We start from the raw sequence: 14,586 nt of genomic DNA, 5'->3' as shown, positions 1-14,586 counted from the left end.
ACGACCAAGCAAGCGACAAGAAAATCACGACCCAAATTTAAAGCCCCGGCATTGCCGGGGCTTCTTTTTTGCGTGCAGTTATCCTGCGTATGGGACAGGCTTACGCCATCACCGAGAACCCACCGTCGACGGGGATCGCGGTGCCCGTGACGAAGTTCGACGCGGACGAGGCCAGGAACACAGCAATGCCGGCGAAATCGTCGATGTCGCCCCAGCGCCCCGCGGGCGTACGTGCCAGCACTCGTTCGTGCAGCCCCGAGACCTGCTGCCGCGCGCCGCGGGTGAGGTCGGTGTCGATCCAGCCCGGCAGGATGGCGTTGACCTGGATGTTGTCGGGTGCCCAGGCATTGGCGCAGGCGCGCGTGTACTGCACGATGCCGCCCTTGCTCGCCGCATAGGCGGTCGCGAAGCTCGCGCCGAAGATCGACATCATTGAACCGATGTTGATCACCTTGCCGTTGCCGGATGCCTTCAGCGCCGGATAGGCCAGCTTCGAGCACACGAAGGCGCTGGTGAGGTTGGTGTCGATCACCTTGCTCCACTCGTCCAGCTCGAGTTCGTGCGGCGGCTTGCGGATGCTCATGCCGGCATTGTTGATGAGGATGTCGATCCGGCCGAGCTCCTTCACCACGCGGTCGATCATGGCAGCGACCGCCGCCTTGTCGGTCACGTCGGTGGCGACGGCGATTGCCTTCACGCCGCGCGCCCTGAGGTCGGCGACGGCTGCGGCTGACTTGGTCTCATTGCGTCCGACGACGGCGATGTCGGCGCCGGCGTCGGCCAAGCCGTGGGCGAGGCCGAGGCCGATGCCGCCATTGCCTCCCGTCACGATCGCGACCTTGCCGCGAAGATCGAACCGGTTGGATGTCATGCTTGTATTCCCTGGTTTCTTCTATTGGTTGCTCTGCCAGATCAGCACCAGCCCGAAGCCGGCCATGGCGGCGCCATAGCCGGCCCATTGCAACTGGTTGACCATGAAGCTCGATCGCGGCCAGGGAACGGTGCCCGTGCCCTGTCCGATCCAGAGCAGCCCGACGGCGAGGGCAAACAGGCCTGCGACAAGCAGAAATCTGCGCATGCATTCCTCCCCATCGGTCTGCTTCTGTCGCGGCGCACGGCATGAACGATTGCCGCGGGCCGCGAAAACTTCCCGCCAGACTAGCCGTAGCTTCGGTTCGGATACAATGGCCGCGGACGCAACGCGGCAGGGAGGGAGGATGCATGCCCCTGCGGAAGATGGCGCTCGGCGCCGCGGCCGGGCTCGCGCTGGTTGCCGCCTATGCCGCCGTTCCGCGCCAGGCGGATCTGCGCGCTTTCGATCCGGCCGAGATGGCGCGGCTGGAGACCGCGATGTGGCGCGACTATTACGACAAGCGCTATGGCGCGCTGTTCTACCATCTCTACGAATCGACGCGGACGCAGTTCGGCTTCTCGCCGCTGCGCAGCCTGCACATTGCGTTCAGCGCAGCCGAGGCCGCCAGAACGTTCCAGCCGACGCGCTCGCGCCGGGAGGCCGATGCGGCGCTGCCGGCCCTCGCGGCATATTACCGTGATTTTGCGCCGGCCGCGCCCGTGGCATTCGACGTGGCCGAGGCCGCGCGCCTCGAGCTCGACTGGTGGCAGGCGCGGCGCGAGGCGGTAGCGCCGCGCGACTATGGCCTCACCATCGCCCGCGTCACCGCGCTGACCTACGGCAAGAGTGCGGACGATTCCGGCATCCAGCAGTTCGGCATCGCGCGGGCGGAGGCGATGGCGTTTCGCGATTCGCGCGGCGAGGGGATCGCGGTGGCGGATTGGGCCACGATCGAAGGGCGGCTTGGAGAGGCGTACCGATCGCTCAAGGCGAGCGTCAGCCGGTGATGCACACGCAACGAAAAAGCCCCGGGCGATGCCGGGGCTTTGACGTCTGAACTTGCGTTCGGATCAGTACTTGGTCGCTCAGTACTTGGCGACGACCGGACCGGTCCAGTTGAAGCGATAGACCAGCGAGGTCGAGATCGTCTGGTTCCAGCTGTTGGCGCGGATGCTCTGACCACCGACCGGAAGATTGCTGACGTCCGACAGGATGTCCTGGGTCTTGGCATTGTAGAAGGCCGAACGGTACTCGGTCTTCATGAACCAGCCGGGCGAGGAGATGCCGAAGAAGTTCAGGCTGTTCTCGACGCCACCGCCGACGAACCAGCCGTTGCGGTTGTAACCATTGAGATGAACACCCGCGGGGACACCAGCCAGCGTCAGGAAGTTCGTGCTGCCGAAGTGAGCGCCTGAGTAGCCGCCGTTGACATAGGTGAGAACGTTCGGAGCAACCAGCCAGCCGAGGCGCACGCCAGCGGCCCAGGAGTCTTCCAGCTTCTGGCTGCCGGTGATGCCACCGAACAGGAGCGGATCCTGCACCGTGCCGCGGATGCTGCCGAACTGACCATCGGCGAACACGCCGGCAACCCAGGTGCTGTTGAACTGCCAGTCGTAGCCGAGGCCGACGGTGCCGAACCAGCCCGAACCGCCCTGGCGCTGATCAATCGTCAGCGGAACGGCGCCGACCGTGGTCTGGACGCGCTGGTCGGAGTTCGAGAGGCCGCCGCCGCCGCCGCCGAAGATGTAGAAGCCGGTCCAGTTGGCGACGGGCGCCGCAACCGGGGCCTTCACGTAGGGGCGGGCAGCCAGGTCGGCCGCCGAGGCCGAACCGGTCATTGCCGCAACAGCGGTCAGAGCGAGCAAAATCTTCTTCATGTTAAAATCCCCAACCTTTGTCTGTCGCAGCAGGCGCGAGCGCACTGAAGTCCGTGTCATCTGATGCCCGGACTATAGACGGTTCTCCCGGAAATGCTGTTGCTGCACAGGCACAGTCGCCGGAAAACACCCTTCGATCGGGTTTTGAAACGCGATTGGCAGAAACTTGAAAAACGAAGCAATCACAAAGCTTTATATCATGTTTTGGACTTCGTGCCTGGAGTAAGTTTTCGTTAGCACATCGCCCTTGTCCGAAATGGAGGCAGCCCTGCCTCAGCCCTCGGCGACCCCTGAGTCGTTGACCGAGTCGCGCTCTCGCGGGAACTCTGAGGCCTGGCTGCAACAAAAAAGCCCCGGCCGATGGCCGGGGCTTTTGCAGCGCATCGGAGCCTGCCTCAGACGTCCAGCAGCTCTTCGCTGGCGAATTCGGCCTTGTCGGAGATGAAGGCGAAGCGCGCCTCGGCCTTGGTGCCCATCAGGCGCTCCACCGAATCCGCCGTGGTATCGCGGTCGTCGGCGAGCAGCACCACTTTCAGCAGCGTCCGCTTGCTCGGATCCATGGTGGTTTCCTTGAGCTGCGCCGGCATCATCTCGCCGAGGCCTTTGAAGCGGTTCACCTCGACCTTGGCGTTGGCGTTGAACTCGCTTTTGAGCAGCGCTTCCTTGTGCGCGTCGTCGCGGGCGTAGACCGACTTCGAGCCGTGCGTCAGCTTGTAGAGCGGCGGCACCGCGAGGAAGAGATGGCCTTCGTCGATCAGCCGGGGCATCTGCCGGTAGAAGAAAGTGATCAGCAGCGAAGCGATGTGGGCTCCGTCGACGTCGGCGTCGGTCATGATGATGATGCGCTGATAGCGCAGATCCTCTTCGCGATAATGCAAGAGCTGGCCGCAGCCGATCGCCTGCACGAGATCGGAGAGCTGCGCATTCGCCGTCAGCTTATCCTTGCCGGCGGAGGCGACGTTGAGGATCTTGCCGCGCAGCGGCAGCACCGCCTGGGTCTTGCGGTCGCGCGCCTGCTTGGCGCTGCCGCCTGCCGAGTCGCCCTCGACGATGAAGAGCTCGGATCCCTCGGTGCCGGCATCGGTGCAGTCGGCGAGCTTGCCGGGCAGGCGCAGCTTCTTGCCGGCGGTTTTCCGCGCGGTCTCTTTCTCCTGTCGCCGGCGCAGCCGCTCCTCGGCGCGGTCGATCACGAAGTCGAGCAGCCGGTTGGCCATGTTCGGATTGCCCGACAGCCAATGGTCGAACGGATCCTTCATCGCCTGCTCGACGATGCGCTGCGCCTCGGCGGTGGCAAGACGATCCTTGGTCTGGCCCTGGAATTCAGGCTCGCGCACGAACACCGAGAGCATCACGGCCGCGCCCACCATCACGTCTTCCGACGTGATGGACGAGGCGCGCTTGCCCTGGCCGACGCGCTCGGCGTGATCCTTCAGGCCGCGCAGCAGCGCGCTGCGCAGGCCGGATTCGTGCGTGCCGCCGTCCGGTGTCGGCACCGTGTTGGTGTAGGACGACAGGAAGCCGTCGGCATCGGCGGTCCAGGCCACGGCCCATTCGCAGGCGCCATGCGCGCCGTTGCGGCCCGACTTGCCGGAGAAGATGTCGGGATGCACCAGCGTGTCGGCGTGGATCGCGGCGGCGAGATAGTCCTTGAGGCCGCCGGGGAAGTGGAATGTGGCTTCCGCCGGAACGTCCTCGATACCCTTGAGCAGCTCGGGTGCGCAGTTCCAGCGAATCTCGACGCCGCCGAACAGATAGGCCTTGGAGCGTGTCATCTTGAACAGGCGCTGCGGCTTGAACGCGGCCTTGGCGCCGAAGATGTCGGTATCAGGCTTGAAGCGCACGCGCGTGCCGCGGCGGTTGTTGACCTTGCCGAGATCCTCGAGCTTGCCCTTGGGATGGCCGCGCTCGAAACTCATGCGGTAGAGTTTCTGGCTGCGCGCGACCTCGACCTCGAGACGCGAGGAGAGGGCGTTCACCACGGAGATACCGACGCCGTGCAAACCGCCCGAAGTCTCGTAGACCTTGCTGTCGAACTTGCCGCCCGAATGCAGCGTGCACATGATGACTTCGAGCGCCGACTTCTTCGGGAACTTCGGATGCGGATCGATCGGGATGCCGCGGCCGTTGTCGGTGACGGTCAGGAACCCGTCGGCACTGAGCTCGACGCCGATGAAGGTCGCATGTCCCGCCAGCGCCTCGTCCATCGAGTTGTCGATGACTTCGGCGAAGAGGTGATGCAGTGCCTTCTCGTCGGTGCCGCCGATATACATGCCGGGCCGGCGCCGCACCGGCTCCAGGCCTTCGAGCACCTCGATGTCGGCGGCGGTGTAATCGGCCTCGCCACCGCTCGCGCGCGGTGCCGCCTTCGCGGCGCTCGCACGCGCTTTCGGCTCATTGCCGTCAAACAAATCGTCTTTGCCTTTTGTTTTCAACTGCTTGGACATATATCTTGATGCGTTTTGAGGGCCGCGCAGGCGGCGAATCGGTTCGGGCGACTATGCCACGGCTCACCTATAGAGGTCACCGCATGCCGGCCAAGGGGGTGTGGGTGGGAGCCAATCCCGGCGATTTTACGCCGCAGCCCCAGTAATTCCCGGCAATTTGACGTTCCGGTACGGTTGGGCGCCGGTTTTGTGACTTGATGTCACACAAGCCCTTGGCTTACCAGTCATTTTCATCGAGCAGCACCTTGAGGCAGGGCGGGAAGGCTATTTTTGAATGGAGCAGTTTGCGCACGCCCTGGCCGACTTCGTGCGCGCTCACCAGGTCTGGGCTGCCCCGATCGTGTTCCTGCTCGCCTTCGGCGAGTCGCTCGCCTTCATCTCGTTGCTGATCCCGGCCTGGGGCGCTCTGGTAGCAATCGGCGCGTTGATTGGGGCGAGCGGGATCAGCTTCTATCCGGTCTGGATCGCCGGCGGCCTTGGCGCGGCGCTCGGCGACTGGGTCTCTTACTGGTTCGGTTATCGCTACAAGGAGCAGGTCGCGCAGATGTGGCCGCTCTCGCGCTATCCGGAACTCTTGCCGAAGGGCGAGGCCTTCGTGCGCAGCTGGGGCGTGCCGAGCATCTTCATCGGCCGCTTCTTCGGGCCCTTGCGCGCCTCGGTGCCGCTCGCAGCCGGCATCTTCGAGATGCCTTATTGGAGCTTTCAGGCCGCCAATTTCATCTCCGCGCTGGTCTGGGCGGCGGCGCTGCTGCTGTTCGGCGATGTGATGGCCAAGCTGATGGAATGGATCTGGAGCCTGATCTGACCGGACGGCGAAGGCCGCCGGTCAGCGTGTCGGCGAGCCTAGAGCGAGGCGTTCCAGATCGACGGGATCCAGCGATAGCCTGAGCCGTCCTTGTCCTTCTCGACGCGGACGAGACCGGGGAAGGCGGCGTGGAAGGCCTGGATCGGCATCTTCTCGGCGATCGCCATGTCGTAGAGCTTGCGCCGCGTCTCCTGCGCCAGCGGCTTGTCGACGTCGGAGGCGATGTTCCATTCGGGATGCCTCACGAACAGGAACGCCGCGCCTGCGGTGATGTCGACCTGCACCAGCACCTTCTCCGCGCCGGAGGCGACGATGAAGGAGTTGTGGCCCGGCGTGTGGCCGGGGCTCGCCACCGAGGTGATGCCGGGCGCAACCTCCTTGTCGGGCTCGTATTGCGTGACCTTGCGGCCGAGCGCGTCGAACACGCGGCGGATGTTCTTGAAGTTGCTCTCGAGGATCGGATTACCCGTCCCCTTGCTCATCTCGCCGTCGTCCATCCAGAATTTCCATTCCGCCGCCGGCACCATGATTTCGGCATTGGGGAAGGCGGGCTTGTTCTCGGCCGCGAGCAGGCCGTTGATGTGATCACCGTGGAAGTGGGAGATGATGACGGTGTCGACCGCCGCACGGTCGATGCTGGCGGCCGCGAGGTTGTTGTGGAACTGACCGACCTTGCCCTTGGTCTGCGTGAACTGGTCGGGCCCGAGACCGGTGTCGATGACGACGAGCTTCGGTCCGGTGTTGACGACGACGGGGTTGAAGGTGTGGGTGACCTTGTCGGTCGGCAGGTGATGTTCGGCGAACACCTTGTTGATGTCGTCCTTGCTGGCGCCGGCCGCGTAATTGTCAGTCAGGTTGACGGTGGCGACGCCGTCGCAGACCACGGTGATCTGGTGGGTGCCGACATTGTAGCGATAGAAACTCGCGTTCTGGGTCGCGGCCGGGGGCGCGGCGGCGCTCGCGGGCGAGGTCTTCACGAAGGGCAGGAGCGCCGAGGCGGCGGCACCGGCCAGCGTTGCGCGACGGGTAATTTCGGTCATGGCGATGTCCTGGGCTGGGTTTTCGAAAGACTAAGGACCGGCAGGCTGTGGCGTGTCGGTCTGTCTCCGGAACCCCCACGCTTAAAGGAAATTCCGCGGCATCCCGTCCTGATGCGCCACGCATTTGGACTTGACCATGGAACCCGGTGGCCTTATAGCCGCGCGCCATGATCAACGCCGCGACCACCCTGTTCGCCCGTCGCCGCCGCCGCGCTTTAGCGGTTCGGGCGGTCGATCGCGTTTGAGATCATCGTCTTTGCCGCTGGACCCGATCCGCGGCACACTCTCTCTCCTGTCAGCGCGATCTGATCCGGCGGCTCCCCCAAGGAGACCCAGCAGGAGACCACGATGTACACGCCACCCTTTTTTAGACAGGACCGCGCCGCGAGCCTGAAATTCGCCGAGGAGCGCGGCTTCGGCACGATGTGCGCCTTCGACGGCCACAAGCCGGTGGCCTCGCCGCTGCCGTTCTATCTGACCTACGCCGCCGACGGCACGCCGCAGGCCGCCTTTCATGTCGCCCGTCACAATCCGCTGCTAAAGCTTGCGGGCGGCGGTGCGTCCTGGCTGCTCGCGGTCAACGGCCCCGATGCCTATGTATCGCCGGACTGGTACGTCTCGCCGGACCAGGTGCCGACTTGGCTGTACCAGTCGGTGCATCTGAGCGGGCCGGTGCGGCCGTTGTCGGAGGACGAGCTGTCGGTGCAGATCGATACGCTCAGCGACAAGTTCGAGAACTGGCTGCTGCCGAAGAAGCCCTGGACATCGGCCAAGATGACGGCGGGCCGGCTTGAGGCGCTGAAGAAGGGGATCGTGGGTCTGGTCATGTCGGTTGAAGAGGTTGAAGGCAGCTTCAAGCTCAACCAGCACAAGTCGGACGCCGACTATACGGCGATCGCCAATGCGCTCGGGGCACAGCCCGCCGCCGACGCCAGAGAGATCGCACAATTGATGCAGGACGTGAGGCCGGAGGCCTTCGTGAACGAAACCAACATGCTCGAAAGGAGCGCGCCATGAGCCTCACGGAAACCACCAAAGCCCCGACCGCCGGCGCACCGAAGAAGCCGGCCACCGTCTTCGTCGACGGCGGCTCCGGCACCACCGGCCTCGGCATCAACGAGCGGCTGAAGCTCCAGAGCGATGTCGTGGTGAAGACCATTGCCGACGACAAGCGCAAGGACCCCGCGGCCAAGAAGGCGCTGATGGAGGAGGTGGACCTCGTCATCCTCTGCCTGCCCGACGATGCCGCCAAGGAAACGGTCGCGCTGGTCGACAGCATGGGCGCCTCGGCGCCGAAGGTGCTGGACGCTTCGACCGCATACCGGGTCGCGCCCGACTGGGCCTATGGCTTCCCCGAGCTGACGCCGGACCAGGCCGGCAAGATCAAGGCCGCGAGCAAGGTCTCCAATCCCGGCTGCTATCCGACCGGCGGCATCGCGCTGCTGCGGCCGATCGTCGACGCCGGTCTGCTGCCGCCCGATTATCCCGTCACCGTCAACGCGGTGAGCGGCTATTCCGGCGGCGGCAAGTCGATGATTGCAAGCTTCGAGGATGGCAGCGCTCCGTCCTTCGAGCTCTACGGCCTCGGCTTCGAGCACAAGCATCTGCCCGAGCTCCAGCTCTATTCGAACCTGACGCGGCGGCCGATCTTCATTCCCTCGGTCGGCAACTACCGGCAGGGCATGCTGGTCTCGATCCCGCTCCAGCTCGACACGCTGCCGGGCAAGCCCAGCGGTGCCGACCTCCAGGCCGCGATGGCCAAGCGCTATGCCGGGTCGAAATACGTCAAGGTGATGCCGCTCCAGAACGAGGCGACCAAGGGCGGCCGGCTCGAGCCGGAGGCGCTCAACGAGACCAACATGCTCGAGCTCTACGTCTTCGCCAGCGACAAGTACCACCAGGCGGTGCTGGTCGCGCGGCTCGACAATCTCGGCAAAGGTGCCTCGGGTGCCGCCGTGCAGAACATGCGGCTGATGCTGGGATTGCCGGAGGAGTAGGGCAGTCTCGTGCCGCGCGTTATGGCCGGGCTTGTCCCGGCCATCCACGCGTTGCCGCGATCAAGGAAGAACGTGGATGCCCGGGCCTTCGCCTCGCCGAAGCGGCTTCGGCCGCGCAGGCGGGACAAGCCCGGCCATGACGACTGCGAGGTTGGTGCGCTCAGTACTTGGCGATGATCGGGCCGCCCAACCGGTAGTTGATGCGGGCGGTGATCAGGTCGACGTCCTGGCCGATAATCTCCGTGCGAGAGAACGTGCCGACAGGGGCCAGCGCGCCGTTGGCGGTGAGGGCTCGGCAACACGGCGGCGCTGGCCGACGTTCGAAGACCCGGCTTGCATTGGCCGCGAGCCTTCCCCGGCCTCTATGCGACCGTCCATTCGAGCAGCGCATTCTGCGCGTGCAGGAGATAGGCCTTTGCGGGCGGGCTCTGGCAAGCCGGATGCGACATCGCATCGGCGCTGACCTCTTGACCTCTGGTCACGGGCGGGCAGGGCAGGAAAATCACGTCGGAGCGGCACCGGTCCAGGATCGCGGCCGATATCCGGTAGCTCGCCAGTTGATCGTCGCGCCCACGGTCGGGCCAGCAGTCGGTGACGATGACGTCCGCGTCGAACAAGGCGTCGAGGTCGGTTGTGGCAGCGAAGTTCGGGCTGGCGAGGTCCTTGACATGCCAATCCGCTGGATAGGCCTGGGTCACCTTGATCGGCAGCGCGATCGAAGCTTCAACCCAGGACCGCAGGATGTTGGCATCGGGCGCCACGCCGACGACCTTGAGATCGTCGAGACGCGCTCTCTTGCTCCTGGCATAGGCGAGATCGCCGAGCGTCTCGCAAGGATGGTTCGACCGCGTTCTGGCATTGATGACCGGAGCATCGGCGCTGGCTGCGAGCTCTCGCAGAGCCGACAGCTCCCGGGTGCGCACGACCAGGACATCGAACCAATTGTCGAGATATTTCGCGAGGTCCGCAGTGGCCTCGGCGGCATTGAACCTGACCGGCGAACGGACGCAGGTGCCGCCCATCGCCTGGATGCCGAGGTCGAAGGCGGTGGTATTACGCCATCCGCCGTCGTCGACGATGAGCCCGACGCGCTTGCCGGCGAGGGTCTGCGGCATCGCGCGGTCGTGCCAGGCCGCCGCCAAAACCTGTGCGCGGTCGACGATCGACTTGATCGTGTCCGCGCCGAGGTCCTGGAACTGGAGAAAGTCGCGGTTGGCTTCGTGATGCATCGCTACGCGTTGCCGCGCGTCCGCCGGTCAGAAGACCTTGAAGATCGCCAGCGCCAGCACGGCCTGCGCCAGGAAGCCGACGGTGAAGAAGAGGGTGCGGAACACCGGGATGCCGAGCGCATAGACAATCAGATGCGCGACGCGCGACCAGAAATAGACCGCGCAGGCGAGCACGGTCCATTTCGTGGAATAGTCGATCGCGTTCAGGATCAGCACCAGCGGTGCGAACAGCACGAGGTTCTCGACCGCGTTGTCATGGGCGAACATCAGGCGGTTCGCCCATTCGGCTTGCGGCTTGTCGCCGCGCGAGGGGTTGGCCATGGCGCCGCTCAGCCCCCGAACCTGGCAGCGGTTGATGGTGTAGGGAATCCAGAGGATCCCGGTCAGGATCACCGTACAGGTAAGCCAGAACAATTCGCGCGTCATAACCCGGTCCCCTCTGTCGTCGCTGTGCTTGAGGCGAGCTTATACAAACGAGAAAGATTGCGCCATGCGCCTCGTATTTGTTTGCGCATGATCTCTCCGGAAAACCGCTTGGCACTTTTCCGGATCCTGCGCTACGCGCGAACCCTGACATAGCTGCCGGGCGCGTCCTCGATCGGCGGCAGGGCATCGCTGCCGACGCTGCGCGCGGGCACTTCCTCAGGATCGAGGCTGCCCAGCCATTCGCGCCAGTCCGGCCACCACGAGCCCTTGTGCTCGACCGCGCCCTTCATCCAGTCCGCGACCGTGATGTCCTTGATGTTGTCGTTGGTCCAGTACTGGTACTTGTTCGAGGCGGGCGGGTTGACGACGCCGGCGATGTGTCCCGAGCCCGACAGCACATACTTCACCGGTCCGCCGAAGAACTGCGAGCCGTACAGCACCGATTCCGCCGGTGCGATGTGGTCCTCGCGGGTGGCGAGGTTGTAGACGGGCACCTTGACCTTGGAGAGATCGAGCAGGGTGTTGTCGAGCACCATGGTGCCGGTCGAGAGCCGGTTCTCCAGATAGCAATTGCGCAGGTAGTAGGAATGGTTCGCCTGCGTCATCCGTGTCGCGTCGGAATTCCAGTGCAACAGGTCGAACGCGCTCGGCTGCTGGCCCTTCAGATAGTTGCTGACGACGTAGGACCAGATCAGGTCGTTGGAGCGCAGCATGTTGAAGGCCATCGCCATCTTCGAGCCTTCGAGCACGCCTGATACCTTCATGTCGTGCTCGAGGGCTGCGATCTGCTCCTCGTCGACGAAGACGAGGAGGTCGCCGGCGTGGGTGAAGTCGACTTGCGCGGCAAAGAACGTCGCCGACGAGACCCGCTGGCGGCGCTTCTCGGCGAGCCAGGCGAGGGTGGTTGCGAGCATGGTACCGCCGACGCAATAGCCGGCGGTGTGCACCTTCATCTCGCCGGTGACCTTCTCGATCACGTCCATCGCCGTGAGCGGGCCTTCCTTCATGTAGTCTTCCCAGCTCTTTTTGCCGAGCCGCTTGTCGGGATTGACCCATGAGATCACGAACACGGTGATGCCCTGGTCGACGCACCACTTGATGTAGGATTTCTCCGGCTTGAGATCGAGGATGTAGAACTTGTTAATCCAGGGCGGCACGATCAGGAGCGGGGTGCGCAGCACCTTCTCCGTGGTCGGCGAATACTGGATCAGCTGCATCATCTCGTTCTGGTAGATCACCTTGCCCGGCGTCGTCGCCATGTTGACGCCGACGACGAGGTTGTCCGGGTTGGACTGGCGGATCTTCAGCATGCCCTTGCCGGCCGCGATGTCCTCGGCCAGCATCTTCAGGCCGCGCGCGAGATTTTCGCCGCTGCTCGCCACCGTCTCGCGCAGCACTTCCGGATTGGTCAGCACGAAATTCGACGGCGAGATCGCGTTGGTGACCTGCTGGACGTAGAACTCCGCCTTGCGGCGGGTCTGCGGATCGAGCCCTTCCGCATCGCGCACCAGCTCCTGTGCCCATTTGCTCGTGAGCAAATAGAGCTGCATCATGAAATCGAAGAACTGGTTCGACTTCCATTCCGGATCGGCGAAGCGCTTGTCGCGCGGCGAGGGCGCGATTGCGGGCACCGTGTCCTGGCCGGCCATGCGGCGCGCCGCCGAGCCCCAGAGATCGAGATAGTCCTTGGCTAGCTTGGTCTGGAGATCAGAGGACCGCGACGTATCCGACAGCCAGTATTCCGCGACCGAGGTGAAGGTCTTGACCACTTCCGTCAGCTCGGCCGGCGGGCGATCCTGCACCTCACCGCTCTCGCGCGGCTTGAGGTAGGCCGCGAGCGCCTTGCCGCCGCTCTCCATCGCCCGCGCGACATTCATCGCGAAGGCCTCCGCATCGAACTTGGTCTCGGGTTTGGTCGTGGCGGTACTCATGGCCAGAACAGTAACGATTCATTCCGTATTCGTCACCGCGAAGCTCGCATGTTTGGCGTTAAACCCTCTCGAAGATGTGTTGCGGTGCGACAAATTTTCTTGGTTCCGTCACAATCGAGCCGCACCGCTCGTCTTGGTAATTCCGGGCTGTTTTCTCGCTCGCACCATTTCGGGCAGCAATGGTTTGAGCTTGGGCGCGGTGTCGGGTAGGTTTGCCCGGGGCCGTGCTTTGGGACGAGTAGGGGATTTCCCAAGTGTTGGCGTTGAGGGACCTGCAAAAATCGCTGCTGATCTGCGGCGCGCTTCTGGGCGCGGTGTTTGTGCTTGGCGGCTGCTCGAGCCAGCTTGCCGATCTCACGCCTGCGGATGCGCAGGCGCATCCCAAGGAGCCCGGCACCTATCTGCCGGTCCACGATCTGCCGCCGGATCGCGACCAGGCGGTCATTCCGCCGGAGCAGCGCGCCAAGATCGAGGCCGAGCTCGCCGCCGCCCGCGAACGCCAGGCCATTGCCGCCAAGGATGCGAAATAACGCAGCGCAAGGTAATCGCTGGCGCCCCCGTCGTGCCGTGCTAAAAGACCTCAGTTCAGCCGAGAGTCAGGGCGAACGACTTCAGCCACCGTCGTCGAAAATTGCTCTAAGTATTTGATTTTGAGCGATTTGCGCGAGAGGGGCGGGGCGCCTTTCGAGGGCGGCCGTCATGGCCTGTCGATTCTGTCCTGACCGGTTGCCTGGAGCCCAGAGAGCCATGGAAGAATTTTACCGCATCCGCCGCCTTCCGCCTTACGTGTTCGAGCAGGTCAACCGGGCCAAGGCGGCCGCGCGGAATGCCGGCGCCGACATCATCGACCTCGGCATGGGCAATCCGGACCTGCCGGCACCGCCCCATGTGCTGGAGAAGCTCAAGGAGACCCTCGGCAAGCCGCGCACCGACCGCTACTCGGCCTCGCGCGGCATCCCCGGCCTGCGCCGGGCCCAGGCCGCCTATTACGCCCGCCGCTTCGGCGTGAAGCTCAACCCCGACACGCAGATCGTGGCGACGCTCGGCTCGAAGGAGGGCTTTGCCAACGTGGCCCAGGCGATCACCGCGCCGGGCGACGTCATCCTCTGTCCGAACCCGAGCTATCCGATTCACGCCTTCGGCTTTTTGATGGCGGGCGGCGTGATCCGCTCGGTGCCCTCGGAGCCGACGCCGCAATTCTTCGAGGCGGTGGAGCGGGCGATCGTGCATTCGATCCCGAAGCCGCTGGCGCTCGTCGTCTGCTATCCGTCGAACCCGACCGCCTATGTCGCGAGCCTCGACTTCTACAAGGACCTCGTCGCCTTCGCGAAGAAGCACGAGATCCTGATCCTGTCCGACCTCGCTTATGCCGAGGTCTATTTCGACGAGAACAACCCGCCGCCCTCGGTGCTCCAGGTGCCCGGCGCGATCGACGTCACCGTCGAGTTCACCTCGATGTCGAAGACCTATTCCATGGCCGGCTGGCGCATGGGCTTTGCGGTCGGCAACGACCGCGTGATTGCGGCGCTCGCCCGCGTCAAATCCTACCTCGACTACGGCGCCTTCACGCCGGTGCAGGTCGCCGCGACCGCCGCGCTGAACGGCCCTGACGATTGCATCAAGGAGATGCGCGACACCTACCGCAAGCGCCGCGATGCGCTGGTGGAATCGTTCGGCCGCGCCGGCTGGGAGATCCCGCCGCCGGAGGCCTCGATGTTCGCCTGGGTGCCGCTGCCGGAGGCCTTCCGCAGCGTCGGCAGCATGCAGTTCGCGACCCTGATGGTGGAGAAAAGCGGCGTCGCGGTCTCGCCCGGCGTCGGCTTCGGCGAGCATGGCGAAGGATATGTCCGCATCGCCATGGTGGAAAACGAGCAACGGATCAGGCAGGCCGCGCGCGGCGTGCGCCGCTTCCTTGAAAGCGGCATCGAAACGTTGCACAACGTGGTTCCGCTCGCCAATCGGCGCTAAGCTTCTCTTCCGCAGG

14 protein-coding genes are annotated in these 14,586 nt (G+C 64.5%); 6 read left to right on the top strand and 8 right to left on the bottom strand.

Annotated elements, in window-relative coordinates; all coding sequences use genetic code 11:
• Positions 1-100: 100 nt before the first annotated feature.
• Entirely contained in the window at positions 101-871 is a 771-nt protein-coding gene (locus AAFG16_RS27110) for a glucose 1-dehydrogenase (protein ID WP_342730211.1), read from the bottom strand.
• Between the two features lie 21 nt (positions 872-892).
• Complete coding sequence (locus AAFG16_RS27105; protein ID WP_027557870.1) at positions 893-1,078, bottom strand: hypothetical protein; 186 nt, start codon at positions 1,076-1,078, stop codon at positions 893-895.
• Positions 1,079-1,221: 143 nt separating this feature from the next.
• Here AAFG16_RS27105 and AAFG16_RS27100 point away from each other — a divergent pair, with 143 nt between their 5' ends.
• Positions 1,222-1,860 (top strand): hypothetical protein, encoded by a 639-nt coding sequence (locus AAFG16_RS27100; RefSeq protein WP_342730208.1) that lies wholly within the window; start codon positions 1,222-1,224, stop codon positions 1,858-1,860.
• A gap of 78 nt (positions 1,861-1,938) precedes the next feature.
• On the opposite strand, the gene AAFG16_RS27095 is transcribed toward AAFG16_RS27100, so the two are convergent.
• Positions 1,939-2,730 carry a porin family protein gene (locus tag AAFG16_RS27095; protein WP_283079425.1) on the bottom strand — a complete coding sequence of 264 codons (792 nt, stop codon included), beginning with the start codon at positions 2,728-2,730 and terminating at the stop codon, positions 1,939-1,941.
• Between the two features lie 395 nt (positions 2,731-3,125).
• Positions 3,126-5,174, bottom strand: a complete 2,049-nt coding sequence (gene parE, locus AAFG16_RS27090) for a DNA topoisomerase IV subunit B (RefSeq protein ID WP_342730206.1) — start codon at positions 5,172-5,174, stop codon at positions 3,126-3,128.
• Between the two features lie 274 nt (positions 5,175-5,448).
• Between parE and AAFG16_RS27085 the strand changes: the two genes are divergently transcribed.
• Entirely contained in the window at positions 5,449-5,979 is a 531-nt protein-coding gene (locus AAFG16_RS27085) for a DedA family protein (RefSeq protein WP_283079423.1), read from the top strand.
• 38 nt (positions 5,980-6,017) lie between these two features.
• On the opposite strand, the gene AAFG16_RS27080 is transcribed toward AAFG16_RS27085, so the two are convergent.
• Entirely contained in the window at positions 6,018-7,019 is a 1,002-nt protein-coding gene (locus AAFG16_RS27080; RefSeq protein ID WP_342730204.1) for an MBL fold metallo-hydrolase, read from the bottom strand.
• 348 nt (positions 7,020-7,367) lie between these two features.
• On the opposite strand from AAFG16_RS27080, the gene AAFG16_RS27075 reads away from it, so the two are divergent.
• Both AAFG16_RS27075 and argC read left to right on the top strand, forming a co-directional pair.
• A complete protein-coding gene (locus tag AAFG16_RS27075) occupies positions 7,368-8,036 on the top strand; it encodes an FMN-binding negative transcriptional regulator (protein WP_342730202.1) in 669 nt (222 codons plus the stop codon).
• Positions 8,033-9,016, top strand: a complete 984-nt coding sequence (gene argC, locus AAFG16_RS27070; protein WP_342730200.1) for an N-acetyl-gamma-glutamyl-phosphate reductase — start codon at positions 8,033-8,035, stop codon at positions 9,014-9,016. The genes AAFG16_RS27075 and argC overlap by 4 nt, the downstream gene beginning before the upstream one ends.
• 362 nt (positions 9,017-9,378) lie before the next feature.
• Here the strand turns inward: argC and AAFG16_RS27065 are convergent, their stop codons facing one another.
• The 3 genes from AAFG16_RS27065 to phaC form a co-directional block, all read right to left on the bottom strand.
• Complete coding sequence (locus AAFG16_RS27065; protein ID WP_342730198.1) at positions 9,379-10,245, bottom strand: ornithine carbamoyltransferase; 867 nt, start codon at positions 10,243-10,245, stop codon at positions 9,379-9,381.
• Between the two features lie 27 nt (positions 10,246-10,272).
• Complete coding sequence (locus AAFG16_RS27060; RefSeq protein ID WP_283079418.1) at positions 10,273-10,671, bottom strand: MAPEG family protein; 399 nt, start codon at positions 10,669-10,671, stop codon at positions 10,273-10,275.
• A gap of 131 nt (positions 10,672-10,802) precedes the next feature.
• Complete coding sequence (gene phaC / locus AAFG16_RS27055) at positions 10,803-12,602, bottom strand: class I poly(R)-hydroxyalkanoic acid synthase (RefSeq protein ID WP_342730195.1); 1,800 nt, start codon at positions 12,600-12,602, stop codon at positions 10,803-10,805.
• 254 nt (positions 12,603-12,856) lie between these two features.
• On the opposite strand from phaC, the gene AAFG16_RS27050 reads away from it, so the two are divergent.
• Positions 12,857-13,132 (top strand): hypothetical protein, encoded by a 276-nt coding sequence (locus AAFG16_RS27050; protein WP_342730193.1) that lies wholly within the window; start codon positions 12,857-12,859, stop codon positions 13,130-13,132.
• Between the two features lie 217 nt (positions 13,133-13,349).
• Positions 13,350-14,570: an LL-diaminopimelate aminotransferase gene (locus AAFG16_RS27045; protein WP_027557884.1), complete on the top strand. Its 1,221-nt coding sequence runs from the start codon at positions 13,350-13,352 to the stop codon at positions 14,568-14,570.
• The last annotated feature ends 16 nt before the right edge of the window (positions 14,571-14,586 follow it).

The sequence above is a fragment of the Bradyrhizobium sp. B117 genome, from assembly GCF_038969555.1.
Classification (GTDB): domain Bacteria; phylum Pseudomonadota; class Alphaproteobacteria; order Rhizobiales; family Xanthobacteraceae; genus Bradyrhizobium.
This window is presented reverse-complemented; position numbering and strand designations above follow the sequence as displayed.